Below are 13,478 nucleotides of genomic sequence, written 5' to 3'. Positions count from 1 at the left end.
TCAGTAGTCCTCGTACCAGCTGCGTCCGTCCTGGGTGATCATGGCGATGGAGGCCACCGGTCCCCAGGAGCCTGCCGGATAGCGGCGCGGCGGCTCGTCACGATCCTGCCAGGTAGCGATCAGCTCGTCGCACCAGTGCCAGGCATGCTCGACCTCGTCACGCCGAACGAACAGGTACTGCTGGCCCTTCATGACTTCGAGCAGCAGACGCTCGTAGGCGTCGGGGATACGTGCCTTGGGGAAGGCGCTGTTGAAGTCCAGGTGCAGCGGGCCACGGCGCAGGCGCATGCCCTTGTCGAGACCACTGTCCTTGGTCAGCACCTCGAGGCGGATACCTTCCTCCGGCTGCAGCCGGATGATCAGCTTGTTGGCGGCCAGCGCCCGCTGATCCGGGTCGAAGATATAGTGCGGCTGCTGACGGAAGTGGATCACGATCTGTGACAGCTTCTCGGGCATGCGCTTGCCGGTACGCAGGTAGAAGGGCACGCCGGCCCAGCGCCAGTTGGACACCTCGGTCTTCATCGCCACGAAGGTCTCGGTATGGCTGCGGGTATTGGCGCCTTCTTCCTCGAGATAGCCGGGTACACTGGTGCCGTCGCTGGTGCCGGCGGTGTACTGTCCGCGCACCACGTCACGTCCGATCATGTCGTCGGTGAATGGCTTGAGCGCCTTGAGCACCTTGACCTTCTCGTCGCGGATGGCGTCGGCGTCGAGGTTGGCCGGCGGGTCCATGGCGATCAGGCAGACCAGCTGCAGCAGGTGGTTCTGGACCATGTCCCTGAGCTGGCCAGCCTCGTCGAAGTAGCCCCAGCGGCCCTCGATGCCGACCTTCTCGGCCACCGTGATCTCCACGTGGGAAATATGGTTCTGGTTCCACTGGGTTCCGAACAGCGGATTGGCAAAGCGCAGCGCGATCAGGTTCTGCACCGTCTCCTTGCCCAGGTAGTGGTCGATACGATAGACCCGCGACTCGGGGAACACCGCCCCCACCGCATCGTTGACCTCCCGCGACGACTCCAGGTCGTAGCCGATCGGCTTCTCCACCACCACGCGGCTTTGCTCGTCCAGGCTGCCACTGGCCTCGAGGTGGCGGCAGATATCGCCATACAGGCTCGCCCCCACCGCCAGATAGACCACCAACGGGCGCTGCTGACCGCCCTGCTCACGCCACTCGGCGATGGCGCCATAGCCTTCCACCGTGGTGAAGTCCACCGACAGGAAGGACAGGCGATCGAGGAAACGGGCGACCACCTTGTCATCGAGCTCGCTCGACTTGACGTATTCCTTCAAGGAGCCATGGATGCGCTCGCGGAAGGCCTCCTGGTCGATGTCCTGACGCGCCAGGCCCAGCAGCCGGGTGTCGTCATGCAAGAGTCCCTCGCGGTCCAGCTGGTAGAGCGCCGGGAACAGCTTGCGGCGAGACAGGTCGCCCAGGGCGCCGAACAACGCCAGATCGATGTCGGTACGCTCGGCGTCACCGGATCGGGTGTGTCGTGTCATAACCGTCCTCGTTTGGTGGTAGACCCCTGGATATCGCAGAAGGCTATCGGGCGAGATGTGTCCTGCTTACCGTCAGGGTATCTAAGTTTACAAAAAAATGGTCAACTTTCGACGGCCAGATTGAAAAATATTTTGTAAACTTACACAAAATATCCCGCTGGCGCGCTTATACATTGGATGTAGATCGGTGGAGCGCTAGGATAGCCGCCAATACGTAGTTAAATCACCACATCCCCAGAGAGAATTGTCTCGGGTACCCCAATAAATGCGCCGCTGCCCGCGCACCACCGCGCAGTTGCCCGCGCCTTTCGTCACGGAGCCGACCTCGACCATGGTTCGCCACGACCTTATCGAACGCATTCGCACCCGCCTCGACGAGCTCAACCGCTCCGAGCGCAAGGTCGCCGACGTCATTCTGGCCGACCCCGCCGCCGCAACCGGCATGAGTATCGCCAGTTTGGCTCAAGCTGCCTCGGTCAGCGAACCCACCGTCAATCGCTTCTGCCGAAATTTCGAGGCCAAGGGCTATCCCGACTTCAAGATCCAGCTGGCCCAGAGCCTGGCCGGCGGCACCCCCTATGTCAGCCAGGCGGTGGAACCCGATGACGGTGCCGAGGCCTACAGCGGCAAAATCTTCGGCGCCACCATCGCGGCGCTGGACCTCGCCAGTCGGGAGGTCGCTCCCGAGCGCATCGAGCGCATGGTCGACTACCTGATCCAGGCCAAGCAAATCCACTTCTTCGGCCTCGGTGCCTCCGGCGCAGTGGCCCAGGACGCCCAGCACAAGTTCTTTCGCTTCAACCTGCCGGTCAGCGCCTACATCGACGTACTGATGCAACGCATGGTCGCCTCGGCCTGCCACACCGGCGACGTGGTGGTGGTACTGTCCTATACCGGGCGCACCCGGGAACTGGTCGACATCGCCGCCCTGGCCCGTGAAAACGGTGCCGTGGTGCTCGGTATCACCGCGCCGGACTCACCTTTGTCGCGCCAGTGCACCGAAACCCTTGCGGTCAGCGCGCCCGAAGACACCGACCACTACATGCCGATGACCTCACGCATGGTACAGCTTGCGCTGATCGACGTGCTGGCCACCGGCGTCACCCTGCGTCGCGGCGAAGACTTCCTGCACCACCTCAAGAAGATCAAGGACAGCCTGCGCAGCACAAGGTACAGCGTCGACGAGTGACAACAACGACAGGCCCGCTCCACGGCTTGCCTCCTTAGCGTATTGGCACAACAATAGCGGCCTGTCTTGCGTCCCTGTCCGCACGCCGCCATCCACACCATTGCCAGGAAGCCTCATGCGATCACTGCCATCCCTGCCCTCTGTTCTGACCGTCTTGAGCCTGGGGCTGTTCAGCCTGCCGACGCTGGCCGAGCAGACCGAGACCTTCCGCTTCACCGCCATCCCCGACGAGGACGAATCGCGTCTGGTGGAGCGCTTCTCGCGGGTGGCCGACTATCTGTCCGAGACGCTCGAGGTCGAGGTCGAGTACGTGCCGGTGAAGTCCTACGGTGCGGCGGTCACCGCCTTCCGCAACGACCAGGTTCAGCTGGCCTGGTTCGGCGGTCTGTCCGGTGTCCAGGCCCGTCGTCTGGTGCCCGGTTCCCAGGCGCTGGCCCAGGGCGTCGAGGATGCGGCCTTCGAGAGCTATTTCATCGCCCACTCCAGCACCGGACTCGAGGCCGCCGACCAGCTGCCCGAAGAGATCGAGGGCAAGACCTTCACCTTTGGCGCCAAGACCTCCACTTCCGGTCGCCTGATGCCGGAGCACTACCTGCGCGAGCGCTTCGACGCCGCGCCGGAAGAGCTGTTCTCACGGGTCGGCTTCTCCGGTGATCACTCACGCACCATCGCCCTGGTCGAGGCCGGCACCTACGAGCTGGGTGCGGTCAACTTCAAGGTGTGGGACGCGGCGCTGGAAAATGGCGATGTCGACACCGACAAGGTCAGCGTGATCTGGTCTACCCCGAGCTACCCGGACTACCAGTGGACCCTGCGCGGCGACGCCGATGAGGCCTTCGGCGAAGGCTTTACCGACAGGGTTCGCCAGGCACTGCTCGAGATGGAAGATCCCGAACTGCTGGAGAGCTTCCCGCGTTCCGGCTTCATTCCCGCCGACAACAGCATGTACGCCCCCATCGAGACGGTCGCCGAGAGCCTCGGCCTGCTGCGCTGATGGACGATGGCCAACGTCAGGTCACCGGCGGCCGGGACAACGGCCACGGTGACTTCCCGACACTGATCCTCGACGGGGTCGACCTGGGCCACGCCGACCACAGGGTGCTGCATGACGTCCACCTTCGCCTTGCGCCCGGCGAGCGCGTCGCCCTGCTCGGGGAAAGCGGCGTCGGCAAGTCCACCCTGCTGGCGGAACTGCGCCGCCGTCTTGGCCGCCACGCCGCCTGGTGTCCCCAGTACCACGGCCTGGTGCCTCAGCTATCGGTCTACCATAACGTCTACATGGGCAGGCTGGAGCGCCACTCGGCGCTGGTCAACCTGTGGAACCTGGTCAGGCCGCTGCGCCAGGCCTGGGAAGATGTCTCAAGTCTGTGCGCTGAACTAGGGCTCGAAGGCGCCATCAGGCGCCCGGTAGGTCGGCTGTCGGGTGGCCAGCGCCAGCGAGTCGCCATCGCCCGTGCACTCTATCAGCGCCGCCAGGTCTTTCTCGGTGACGAGCCGGTCGCCAGCGTCGACCCCCATCAGGCCATGGCGCTGCTCGATCGAATCGATGCCCAGCACGCTACCACGGTGATGGCGCTGCACCAGCGCGAGCTGGCGCTGAGCCACTTCGATCGCGTCTGGGGGCTGGCCGGCGGTCGCGTGGTGCTCGACGCGCCCAGCCAAGATCTAAGCCTCGATGATCTCGACGCGCTCTACCCCAGTGCGTCACGCACGGCCTCTTCTCCCGCTGCTCCCAGCCCTGCTCGCGACGACAACAGCGATTCGCCGGCCGAGGCCAGCACTCGCCACGCCTCGCACCAGCCCGGCGAGGAGCAGGCACGATCGTGAGCGCAGCGCAAGCGACACGCCCAGGCCTGTTGGCCGGCGACGGTATCGGTGCCCGCCTGGCACGCCACAGCCTGTGGCTGGTGGTGCTGGCTGTCCTGGCGATTCCGCTGGCCGACCTCGAAGTGTTGAGCCGCGATCCCTGGGGCGAACTCGGACGCATGGCAATGGGCCTGGCGCTGCCTGACTTCGGCGCCATCGAGACGCCCCTGCAGGCCATCGGCCTGACCATCGCGGTGGCCTTCTGGGGCACCCTGGCCGGCGTGGTGCTGGGGCTGCCCCTGGCGCTGGTCTACGCCCGCTCACGCCTGGTGCGCGCGGCCAGTGCCGCGGTGCGGGCGGTACATGAGCTGTTCTGGGCGCTGCTGTTCCTGCAGGTGTTCGGGTTGTCCGCGCTGACCGCCCTGGCGGCCCTGGCGATTCCCTACGCCGGCATCTTCGCCAAGGTCTACGCCGAGATCCTCGAGCAGACGCCCCAGGCGCCCCAGGCTGCGCTGCCCGAGGGTACCGGGCGCCTTGCCCGGCTGGCCTATACCGAGCTGCCCCAGGCCTTCGCCCAACTGGCCGCCTACACCCGCTACCGCTTCGAGTGCGCGCTCAGAAGCAGCGTGCTGTTGGGTTTTGTCGGTCTGCCGACACTGGGCTACCAGCTCGAGAGCGCCTTTCGCGAGGGTCGCTACTTCGAGGCCGGCGCCCTGCTGTGGGCCTTTTACCTGCTGATCGCCACCCTGCCCTGGTGGGCCCATCGGCGCCTGCTGCTGCCACTGGGACTGGCCAGCGTGTGGTTGCTGGGCCCCTGGCCCGAGATCGACCCAGGCCTGTTATGGCGTTTTGTCAGCGTAGACATCTGGCCCCGCGCTTTGCTCCAGGGCGACATCGGCGGTGTGCTCCGCTGGCTGGCCGAACTGCCCGACCTCGTCGGTGCGGTGGCCAATACCCTGCTGCTGGGGCTGCTCGGCACCGTCGGCGCCCTGCTGCTCGCCCTGGTGCTGTGGCCCCTGGCCTCGCGCCACTTCGGCAATCGCGTCAGCCAGGGCATCAGCCAGGGTCTGCTGATCTTTCTGCGCTCGACCCCGGAGCTGATGCTGGCCTTCGTCTTCCTGTTGCTGCTGGGGCCATCGCTGCTGCCGGCCTGGCTGGCCCTGGCGCTGCATAACGGCGCCCTGATCGCCTTCCTGGTATGTCGCCACGCCCAGGCCATCGAGCCCGGCATGCCGGGACTCCCGGCCTCGGGACGGCTGGCCTACGAGCTGTTGCCCCGGCTGTACCCGGGCATGCTGGCGCTGGTCTATTACCGCGCCGAGGTAATCCTGCGTGAAAGCGCCCTGCTCGGCATGCTCGGGGTCGCCACCCTCGGTGACAATATCGATGACGCCTTCCAGACCTTGATGTTCGATGTGGCCTTCGCCCTGCTGGTGATCACCGCCCTGCTCAATATCGCCGTCGACGCCCTGGCCCGCCGTCTGAGGCCTTGTGAGCCACCTATGGAAGACCCCTGCCTGCGCTGAAGACAAGACGTCTTCAAGGGCGGCACAGGCGTTTTATCCGGCGCACCCTGACGCCAGGACCAATGCCTCAAAAACAACACAAACGACAACGCCGGCCACGGGGCCGGCGTTGTCGTTCGAGCGGACGGCTATGTCAACGGCTATGTCACTGGGGCTCTGTTACAGGCCCTTGACGGCGGCGGTGACGGTGATCTCGACCTTCAGCTCCTTGGCCGGCATCGGCGCGCACACGCAGGTACGGGCGGGGGCGTGGCCTTCCGGCACCCAGGCGTCCCATACCGCGTTCATGGCGGCAAAGTCCTCGCCGTTCTGCAGGTAGATGGTGGCGCTCAGCAGATGCTCGCGGTCGCTGCCCACTTCGGCCAGCAGCTCATCGACACGCTCCAGCATGCTGGTGGTCTGGGCGGTGATATCCCCCTGACGGGCGTCCGGTCCGGCGACCTGACCACACAGGTAGGCAACACCGTGGTGGATGACGGCGCGGCTCATGCGGGTCTTGGTGTCGTGACGCTGAATGCTCATCGCTCTCTCCAAAAAAGTCGGTATTTCTAAAAAATCTCGAAAAGACAGCCGATTCGACCACCTCTTCACCAGTGTCTTCTCTGCAACGTTAGACAGCCGCCCAATATAGCCAACTTCTCCCTGCGCCAGATAGTCTGTTGTCGCGCTTTTGCCTCTTTTGCGATGTCAGGTATCCCTCACCCCGGCGACATAGTCACGACAGTCCTGCTGTCGCCCAACCGTTTATATGAGGGTTTGCAAATGAAACGTTCCGTCATGATGGCCGCCGTGCTGTCCACCGCCCTGGCGCAAGCCGGCGCCATTGCCACTGTCCAGGCCGCCGATGGCGACATGGAAAAGTGTTACGGCGTCGCCCTGGCCGGAGAGAACGACTGCAAGGCAGGGCCAGGCACCACCTGCGCCGGCACCTCTACCGTCGACTACCAGGGCAACGCCTGGACCCTGGTCCCGGAAGGCACCTGTACCGATATCGAAACGCCCCACGGCAATGGCAGCCTGAGCGAGGTCGAGCGCCCCTGAGCCAGAGCACTGGCGCCACGGGGAGGCTACGGCCTTCCCGTGACGTTTACACGCCAAGCCTCAAGCCATAGCGAATCGCCCATGCCCTCTTCCCTGTCATCCAGCCTTCCACGCGAGTCGCTCGAGACGCCCGTCTCGGCGTCCTTGCCAGCGCCACAGCCAATGGCGGCCAATGCGGTCGGTATCGGCCTCAAGTTTCAGCATATGCAGGCGCTGGTCCATCTGGCTCACTCGGCTCACTCGGCTCACGCGCCCCAGGCCCCGGACTTTCTCGAACTGCACGCCGAGAACTACATGAACGCCGGCGGGCCCCTTCAGGATCGACTCGATGAACTGGCACGCTGCTACCCGCTCTCGGTCCACGGCGTCGGCCTGTCGCTGGGTAGTGCCGAGGGCATCGACCCGGCCCACCTGGAGCGTCTTGCACGCCTGGTCGATCACCTGAACCCCGCGCTGGTCTCCGAGCACCTGGCCTGGAGCCGTCTCGACGGCCACAGCTACAACGACCTGCTGCCGGTGCCGCTGACCGAGGAATCGCTACGGGTTCTCGGCGACAATATCGCACGCACCCAGGACCGTCTCGGCCGCCGCCTGCTGGTGGAGAACCCGAGCCTCTACGTCAGCCTCGACAATCGCTTCAGCGAGACCGAGTTCCTCCAGCGGCTGGTGGACACGACCGGCTGTGGGCTGCTGTTCGACGTCAACAACGCCTATATCAGCGCCGCCAACCTGGGACGCGACCTGGATGCCTATCTGGACGAGGTACCCTGGGCCGCCGTCGGCGAATGGCACCTGGCCGGCCACAGCCTCGATGCCGCCGGCGAGCTGTACATCGACGACCATGGCAGCGCCGTCAGTGAGCCGGTGTGGCAACGCTACCGTCAGGTGCTCGCCCGGCGTCCCGGCCTGCCCACCCTGATCGAGTGGGACAACCGGGTGCCGACGCTAGAGCGCTGGATGCAGGAGGTCGACCTGGCACGCCGGCATCAGCATGCAGCCCATGGCCCCGACGCCGATGCGAGCACCACCCTGGCAGCCAGCGCCTCGGCGCAAGCCACAGGGAGAGCGCCATGAGCGGCCTGCTCGATTGGCAGCGCAGCTTCATCGATGCCATGCATCGCCCCCAGGCGACGCCACCACAGCTCGGCCACAAGGCCGGGCTCGACGTCTACCGCAACAATATTCGCTCAAGCCTGATCGAGGCCCTGAAGGAAGCCTTTCCCCATACCCTGACCCTGCTGGGCGAGGGCTGCTTCAGTGCCGAGGCCGCAAGCTACGCGGCCACAAGCCCCCCGCAGGACCCTCGACTCAGCCGCTATGGCCAGGGCTTTGCCGACGCTCTGGCGCGCGCACCGGCGCTTGCGCCCTATCGCTTCGTCGCCGATATCGCGCGACTCGAGCACGCCCGGCTTCAGGTCAGTCACGCAGCCGAGGCGGTGCCGCTGGAGGCGTCCGATATCGGCGCCGTCCTTGACGACCAGCGGCTCGTCCAGGCCCGTCCGGCCAGCCGGACCATCCGTTGCCAACATGACGTCGAAGCCCTGTGGCAGGCGCTGGAGCGCGGAGAGGGTGGCGCCCCCCTGGGCGAGCGAGGCGCCGGCCACTGGCTGGTGATCCGCTCGGGTCGCCAGGTCAGGCTTAGGCCACTCGATGCGGCAAGCGCAGTGTTGTACGGCTTGCTGGACACACCGACCTCGCTGTCCCAGGCGCTGGGCGAACTGGCCGACAGCGGCGTGGCAGAGGATGCGCTCGGCCACGCTCTGGGCACCCTGGTCGGCCATGGCGCGCTCGCGGTACCGGACCCCGCCCCCACTTTGTTACGAGGCACCCCATGACACCGATGACAAACCTGCTGGACACCTACTACGGGCGACTCTGCCCCTGGCTCGAGCGTCGTTCGCTGGACCTGGTGCTGGCGTTGATGCGCTTGGTGCTCGGCGCCGTGTTCTTTCTGTCGGCGCTGACCAAGGTGGAGGGATTCGGTATCGCCGACAGCACCTTCTTCCTGTTCGAGCACGAATACGCCCTGCCGTTGATTTCACCGGTGCTGGCCGCCTACCTGGCAACACTCGCCGAGTTCTCGCTGTCGCTGCTGCTGTGGGCGGGGCTTGCCACGCGACTGGCGGCCTTCGGGCTGTTGATCATGACCCTGGTGATCCAGACCTTCGTCTATCCCGAGGCCTGGGTCACCCACGGACTCTGGGCGGCGAGCCTCGCCACCCTGATCCTGCGCGGCGGCGGCTGTCTCTCGCTGGAGTGGCTGCTATGCAGGATGAAGGGCAAAGGTCGCGAATCGGTGACGCCACAGCAGGACCGCGTCGACGACGCATAGACGCATAAAAAACGACCCGCCGCCGAACAGGATTCGGCGGCGGGTCGATGTCGATGTCGGCTCAGCCTCGTCAGCGCAGCAGCAGCACCGGCAGCGAGGTGCGCCTGAGGACACTGGTGGTGGTGCTGCCCACCAGCAGATGGCGAATCCGCGAGTGGCCATAGGCTCCCATCACCACCATCTCGATGGCGTGGTCCTTCTGGTAGGTGCGCAGGGTCTCCTCGACCTCTCCGGCGCGAATCTCGCCCTGGGCCTCGTGACCGGCGCCCTTGAGGCTGTCCAGCGCCCACTCCAGCTGGGTTCGGTTATCACCGGTATCGGCACCGACCATCACCACGTGACAGGCGATCCCCTTGAACAGCGGGCTCCTGGCCAGCAGCTCGACGCCCTTGCGGGTGGTCTTGCTGCCATCGAAGGCGATCATCACCCGAGTCGGCGGCGTGAAGCTCTCCGGTACCATCAGAATCGGCCGATGCAGACCGCGGACCACCCGCTCGAGATTCGAGCCCAGGTGCTCGCTGGCCTGCTGGGCGCTCTCGCCCCGCTTGCCGATCACCAGCAGGCGGATCTCGTCTTCCAGCTCCAGCAGTGTTTCCACCAGGGTGCCGTTGCGCTGTCGGCAATGCAGGTCATCAACACCACTGGCGCTGGCGCGATCCTTGGCCGCCTTGAGCATCAGGCGGCCGTGCTCCTGGGCGACCTTGGCCCGCCGCTCATCGAGACTGGCCAGCTCCTCGAGCAGGTGCTCCCTGGCGCCGAGTCCCAGGTTACCGGACAGATCGGCCTCGGCGGTCTGGGGGTGGTTATCCACCACGTGAAGAAACGTCAGCGGCGCATCGAGGGCCTGACTGGCCCAGGCGGCAGAGTCGCAGACCCCTTTGGAAAACTGGGACCCGTCGATGGCGGCCATCACCTGTTCTGTCATGAAATCGTCCTGCCTGGCGTTGGGGGCGAACGCGCGTCCTCAGACGTCGCGTTCCATCGATTGTGGCCTTGTCGTCGCGCCCGAGCGGGGCGCGACCCTCAGACCTGTTGTCTAGCCCGATCCGGGTGTTACCTCCAGTTCTACACCAACTGGCACACACCCGTCACATCTTCGGCGCCTGCCTCAGTGACCACCCATCAGCTTTTCCACCGCCGCCGGGTTATCGTGGATGGCGTAGCGATCGACGATGGTGGCGCTGGCCTCGTTGAGCCCGATCAGCTCGACGTCGGTGCCCTCACGGCGGAACTTGATCACCACCATGTCCAGCGCCTGGACCGCGGTGATGTCCCAGAAGTGGGCACGTGACAGGTCGATGACCACCTTCTCGACGCTTTCCTTGAAGTCGAAGGCGGCGGAGAAACGCTGAGACGAGGCGAAGAACACCTGGCCGACCACGCGGTAGCGCCGTCCCTTGCCAAGCTCCTCTTGCTGTTCCAGCTCGTCACTGGCGATGTACAGGAAGTTGCCGACCTTGTTGGCGAAGTTGAGCGCGGCGATCAGCACACCGACGAACACACCGATCGCCAGGTTGTGGGTCCACACCACTACCGCCACGGTGGCGATCATCACCACATTGGTGGACATCGGGTGCTTCTTGAGGTCGCGCAGCGAACTCCAGCTGAAGGTACCGATGGACACCATGATCATCACCGCCACCAGCGCCGCCATGGGGATGCGCGAGACCCAGTCCGACAGGAACACCACCATCAGCAGCAGGAAGACCCCCGCCAGCAGGGTAGACAGGCGTCCACGCCCGCCGGACTTGATGTTGATCACCGACTGACCAATCATCGCGCAGCCCGCCATGCCGCCGAGCAGACCGGTACCGATGTTGGCCAGGCCCTGGCCCTTGCACTCGCGGTTCTTGTCGCTGGAGGTATCGGTCAGATCGTCGACGATAGTGGCGGTCATCATCGATTCGAGCAGACCGACCACGGTCAGCATGACCGCATAGGGGAAGATGATGCCGAGGGTCTCGAGGTTCAGCGGCACATCAGGCCACAGGAACATCGGCAGGGTATCGGGCAGCTCGCCCATGTCACCGACGGTGCGGATGTCCATGCCGGTCGCCAGGTAGACGCCGGTCAGCACCAGGATGCACACCAGCGGGGACGGCAGCAGCTTGCCGATCCTGGGCACATAGGGGAACAGATAGATGATGCCGAGACCCGCCGCGGTCATCGCGTAGACGTGCCAGCTGACATTGGTCAGCTCAGGCAACTGGGCCATGAAGATCAGAATCGCCAGGGCGTTGACGAAGCCGGTCACCACCGAGCGCGAGACGAAACGCATCAGGTCGGCCAGGCGCAGATAGCCGGCGATGATCTGCAGTACCCCGGTGAGCAGGGTCGCGGCCAGCAGATATTGAAGTCCGTGCTCCTTGACCAGGGTCACCATCAACAGTGCCATGGCGCCGGTGGCGGCAGAGATCATCCCCGGCCGGCCCCCGGCGAAGGCGATGATCACCGCCATGGAGAAGGAGGCGTAGAGGCCAATCTTGGGATCGACACCTGCGATGATGGAGAAGGCGATGGCCTCCGGAATCAACGCCAGGGCCACGACGATGCCGGACAGCACGTCGCCCCTAATATTGGAAAACCAGTCTTGCTTGATCGATCGCATCATGAGGCGGTCCAGGGGGGAGTGGTTGTGAGATATCGCGACAAGCGGCCCAGGGCCGACCGTTTCTCCACGACAGCAGCGCACCGGGAGGCGTTAGCCTGGCGCTGTCATGATGTAGTGGAGACACGGGAAGGGGCGCAGTTTACCAGAACCACCCGAGCAAGGCGACGCTGCTACCCAGCCTGTCTTTGCCTTGTCGCCGCATTGTCGCCACCCCGGTCTCGATCCGGCCAAGTCCGCCCGGTGGCATCTTCTGAAAAAAATGTGTAAGGATCGTTGCCCCCTGCCGACTCAGCTGACTACGTCCAAGGAACGCGACATGGAGCGATGCGCCTCGACGCCACCGTCACCGCGAACGGAGAGCCAATCGCCGGGCCCGCCGCTAATAGCGCTCGAGCATAGTCTCGCGCGCCATGGGTGGCCTCTGTCCGGGCATCGACTGGAACCGCTGGCCGATACCGGCCTGGCCCACTGGCATGTGCGCCTGGCCGGCGGCAGTGACAAGGGCGGCTGGCTGGCGCGGTTGCCCAAGCAGAGCCAGATGGGGCTGGACGCGGCGTCCAACCTGGCCTATCAGGTCGCCTGCTTCGATCGCGCCCAGGCCAGTGGCCATACACCCAGGCTCGATGACTGGCTGCCCTGCGACGACCTGCTGCCCAGAGGCGCGCTGGTGGTGGAGGCCATCGATGGCCGTCCCGCCAGCCTGCCCTCGGACCTGCCGGCCCTGACCTCGGCCCTGGCCAGCCTGCACCGGCTGCCGCTGCCCGATCACCGTGCCCCCCTGGCGTCACCGGTGGATCCCTGGCGAGAGATGCTCGACGAGATCGCCACCCAGGCCCGCTTTCTCCCCGGGGCCGGGCTGTCTCGCACCAGCACTGCCCTGATCGAACAGGCGCTGGCACAGCTCCCTGAGCGACTTCGCATCGCCGACGACGAGATTCGCCTGATCAGCTTCGATGCTCACCCCGGCAACTTTCTGATCACGCCTCACGGACGCGCCGTACTGGTGGATCTGGAAAAGTGCCGCTATTCGCTACCCGGCTTCGACCTGGCCCACCTGAGCCTTTACACCTCCACCACTTGGGACCTCAACAGCCGCGCGGTGCTGTTCGTCGAGGATCTGGTGGCGCTGTATCGGCGCTGGCAGGAACTGATGGCCGAAGACAGTCATCACAGCGACTGGTCGACGCTGATCACCTGTCGTCGCGCCATGTGGCTATGGTCGCTGACCTGGTGTGCCAAATGGCGTGCCCAGCAGCGCCGCCAGGTCGACAGGCAGCACAGTGGTGAAGACTGGTCGGCACAGCTAAGCGACCATGCCTTGATCGCCCATGTGGCCGACCGCGTCGATCACTACCTCTCGGCCCCCATCATCAGGCGTGTCGCCGACGAACTCGAGGAACTCGCCCGTGCCGGCTGACTTTCCCGGCTCTGTTCAGCCCTGTCCGGCCCTGTTCAGCCCTGTCCGGCCCTGTT

At 65.3% G+C, this 13,478-nt stretch carries 13 protein-coding genes; 9 read left to right on the top strand and 4 right to left on the bottom strand.

Translation table 11 applies throughout. The features are described 5' to 3' along the window. Window positions 1–1,500 (bottom strand): glucose-6-phosphate dehydrogenase, encoded by a 1,500-nt coding sequence (gene zwf, locus NFG57_RS04080; protein WP_045991016.1) that lies wholly within the window; start codon window positions 1,498–1,500, stop codon window positions 1–3. Between the two features lie 331 nt (window positions 1,501–1,831). Here zwf and NFG57_RS04075 point away from each other — a divergent pair, with 331 nt between their 5' ends. The 4 genes from NFG57_RS04075 to NFG57_RS04060 all read left to right on the top strand — a co-directional run bounded on the left by NFG57_RS04075 (window position 1,832) and on the right by NFG57_RS04060 (window position 6,021). Beyond that, complete coding sequence (locus NFG57_RS04075; protein ID WP_045991062.1) at window positions 1,832–2,689, top strand: MurR/RpiR family transcriptional regulator; 858 nt, start codon at window positions 1,832–1,834, stop codon at window positions 2,687–2,689. A gap of 115 nt (window positions 2,690–2,804) precedes the next feature. Beyond that, a complete protein-coding gene (locus NFG57_RS04070) occupies window positions 2,805–3,683 on the top strand; it encodes a putative selenate ABC transporter substrate-binding protein (RefSeq protein ID WP_348815449.1) in 879 nt (292 codons plus the stop codon). Beyond that, window positions 3,683–4,516: an ATP-binding cassette domain-containing protein gene (locus NFG57_RS04065; RefSeq protein ID WP_348815448.1), complete on the top strand. Its 834-nt coding sequence runs from the start codon at window positions 3,683–3,685 to the stop codon at window positions 4,514–4,516. The genes NFG57_RS04070 and NFG57_RS04065 overlap by 1 nt, the downstream gene beginning before the upstream one ends. After that, window positions 4,513–6,021 (top strand): ABC transporter permease, encoded by a 1,509-nt coding sequence (locus NFG57_RS04060; RefSeq protein WP_348815447.1) that lies wholly within the window; start codon window positions 4,513–4,515, stop codon window positions 6,019–6,021. Before NFG57_RS04065 ends, NFG57_RS04060 begins: the two co-directional genes overlap by 4 nt. 159 nt (window positions 6,022–6,180) lie before the next feature. Here NFG57_RS04060 and NFG57_RS04055 read toward each other — a convergent pair whose 3' ends face one another. Continuing rightward, on the bottom strand, window positions 6,181–6,543 hold the full coding sequence (locus NFG57_RS04055; protein WP_045991015.1) for a RidA family protein: 363 nt from the start codon (window positions 6,541–6,543) through the stop codon (window positions 6,181–6,183). Between the two features lie 240 nt (window positions 6,544–6,783). Here NFG57_RS04055 and NFG57_RS04050 point away from each other — a divergent pair, with 240 nt between their 5' ends. From NFG57_RS04050 to NFG57_RS04035, 4 genes are all read left to right on the top strand, one after another. Further along, a complete protein-coding gene (locus tag NFG57_RS04050; RefSeq protein ID WP_045991014.1) occupies window positions 6,784–7,062 on the top strand; it encodes a DUF2282 domain-containing protein in 279 nt (92 codons plus the stop codon). 81 nt (window positions 7,063–7,143) lie between these two features. Beyond that, window positions 7,144–8,136 carry a DUF692 domain-containing protein gene (locus NFG57_RS04045; protein ID WP_249742757.1) on the top strand — a complete coding sequence of 331 codons (993 nt, stop codon included), beginning with the start codon at window positions 7,144–7,146 and terminating at the stop codon, window positions 8,134–8,136. Then, a complete protein-coding gene (locus tag NFG57_RS04040; protein ID WP_213227568.1) occupies window positions 8,133–8,897 on the top strand; it encodes a DNA-binding domain-containing protein in 765 nt (254 codons plus the stop codon). Before NFG57_RS04045 ends, NFG57_RS04040 begins: the two co-directional genes overlap by 4 nt. Further along, a complete protein-coding gene (locus NFG57_RS04035) occupies window positions 8,894–9,394 on the top strand; it encodes a DoxX family protein (protein WP_045991012.1) in 501 nt (166 codons plus the stop codon). The genes NFG57_RS04040 and NFG57_RS04035 overlap by 4 nt, the downstream gene beginning before the upstream one ends. A 70-nt stretch (window positions 9,395–9,464) precedes the next feature. On the opposite strand, the gene NFG57_RS04030 is transcribed toward NFG57_RS04035, so the two are convergent. Both NFG57_RS04030 and NFG57_RS04025 read right to left on the bottom strand, forming a co-directional pair. After that, a complete protein-coding gene (locus NFG57_RS04030) occupies window positions 9,465–10,319 on the bottom strand; it encodes a universal stress protein (protein WP_348815445.1) in 855 nt (284 codons plus the stop codon). 183 nt (window positions 10,320–10,502) lie between these two features. Further along, window positions 10,503–12,005 (bottom strand): SulP family inorganic anion transporter, encoded by a 1,503-nt coding sequence (locus NFG57_RS04025; protein WP_213227567.1) that lies wholly within the window; start codon window positions 12,003–12,005, stop codon window positions 10,503–10,505. Window positions 12,006–12,321: 316 nt separating this feature from the next. On the opposite strand from NFG57_RS04025, the gene NFG57_RS04020 reads away from it, so the two are divergent. Then, the gene (locus NFG57_RS04020) at window positions 12,322–13,422 is read left to right on the top strand and encodes an aminoglycoside phosphotransferase family protein (RefSeq protein ID WP_348815443.1); all 1,101 of its coding nucleotides are present in this window, start codon (window positions 12,322–12,324) and stop codon (window positions 13,420–13,422) included. The last annotated feature ends 56 nt before the right edge of the window (window positions 13,423–13,478 follow it).

This window comes from Halomonas sp. H10-59 (assembly GCF_040070555.1).
Taxonomy (GTDB): Bacteria; Pseudomonadota; Gammaproteobacteria; order Pseudomonadales; family Halomonadaceae; genus Halomonas; species Halomonas litopenaei.
The sequence above is the reverse complement of the archived record's forward strand: the minus strand, read 5'-3'. Positions and strand labels throughout refer to the sequence as shown.

Coding starts and splice junctions, on each gene's coding strand:
- zwf (WP_045991016.1), bottom strand. CDS start 1,500: ATGACACGACACACCCGATCCGGTGACGCCGAGCGTACCGACATCGAT.
- NFG57_RS04075 (WP_045991062.1), top strand. CDS start 1,832: ATGGTTCGCCACGACCTTATCGAACGCATTCGCACCCGCCTCGACGAG.
- NFG57_RS04070 (WP_348815449.1), top strand. CDS start 2,805: ATGCGATCACTGCCATCCCTGCCCTCTGTTCTGACCGTCTTGAGCCTG.
- NFG57_RS04065 (WP_348815448.1), top strand. CDS start 3,683: ATGGACGATGGCCAACGTCAGGTCACCGGCGGCCGGGACAACGGCCAC.
- NFG57_RS04055 (WP_045991015.1), bottom strand. CDS start 6,543: ATGAGCATTCAGCGTCACGACACCAAGACCCGCATGAGCCGCGCCGTC.
- NFG57_RS04050 (WP_045991014.1), top strand. CDS start 6,784: ATGAAACGTTCCGTCATGATGGCCGCCGTGCTGTCCACCGCCCTGGCG.
- NFG57_RS04045 (WP_249742757.1), top strand. CDS start 7,144: ATGCCCTCTTCCCTGTCATCCAGCCTTCCACGCGAGTCGCTCGAGACG.
- NFG57_RS04040 (WP_213227568.1), top strand. CDS start 8,133: ATGAGCGGCCTGCTCGATTGGCAGCGCAGCTTCATCGATGCCATGCAT.
- NFG57_RS04035 (WP_045991012.1), top strand. CDS start 8,894: ATGACACCGATGACAAACCTGCTGGACACCTACTACGGGCGACTCTGC.
- NFG57_RS04030 (WP_348815445.1), bottom strand. CDS start 10,319: ATGACAGAACAGGTGATGGCCGCCATCGACGGGTCCCAGTTTTCCAAA.
- NFG57_RS04025 (WP_213227567.1), bottom strand. CDS start 12,005: ATGATGCGATCGATCAAGCAAGACTGGTTTTCCAATATTAGGGGCGAC.
- NFG57_RS04020 (WP_348815443.1), top strand. CDS start 12,322: ATGGAGCGATGCGCCTCGACGCCACCGTCACCGCGAACGGAGAGCCAA.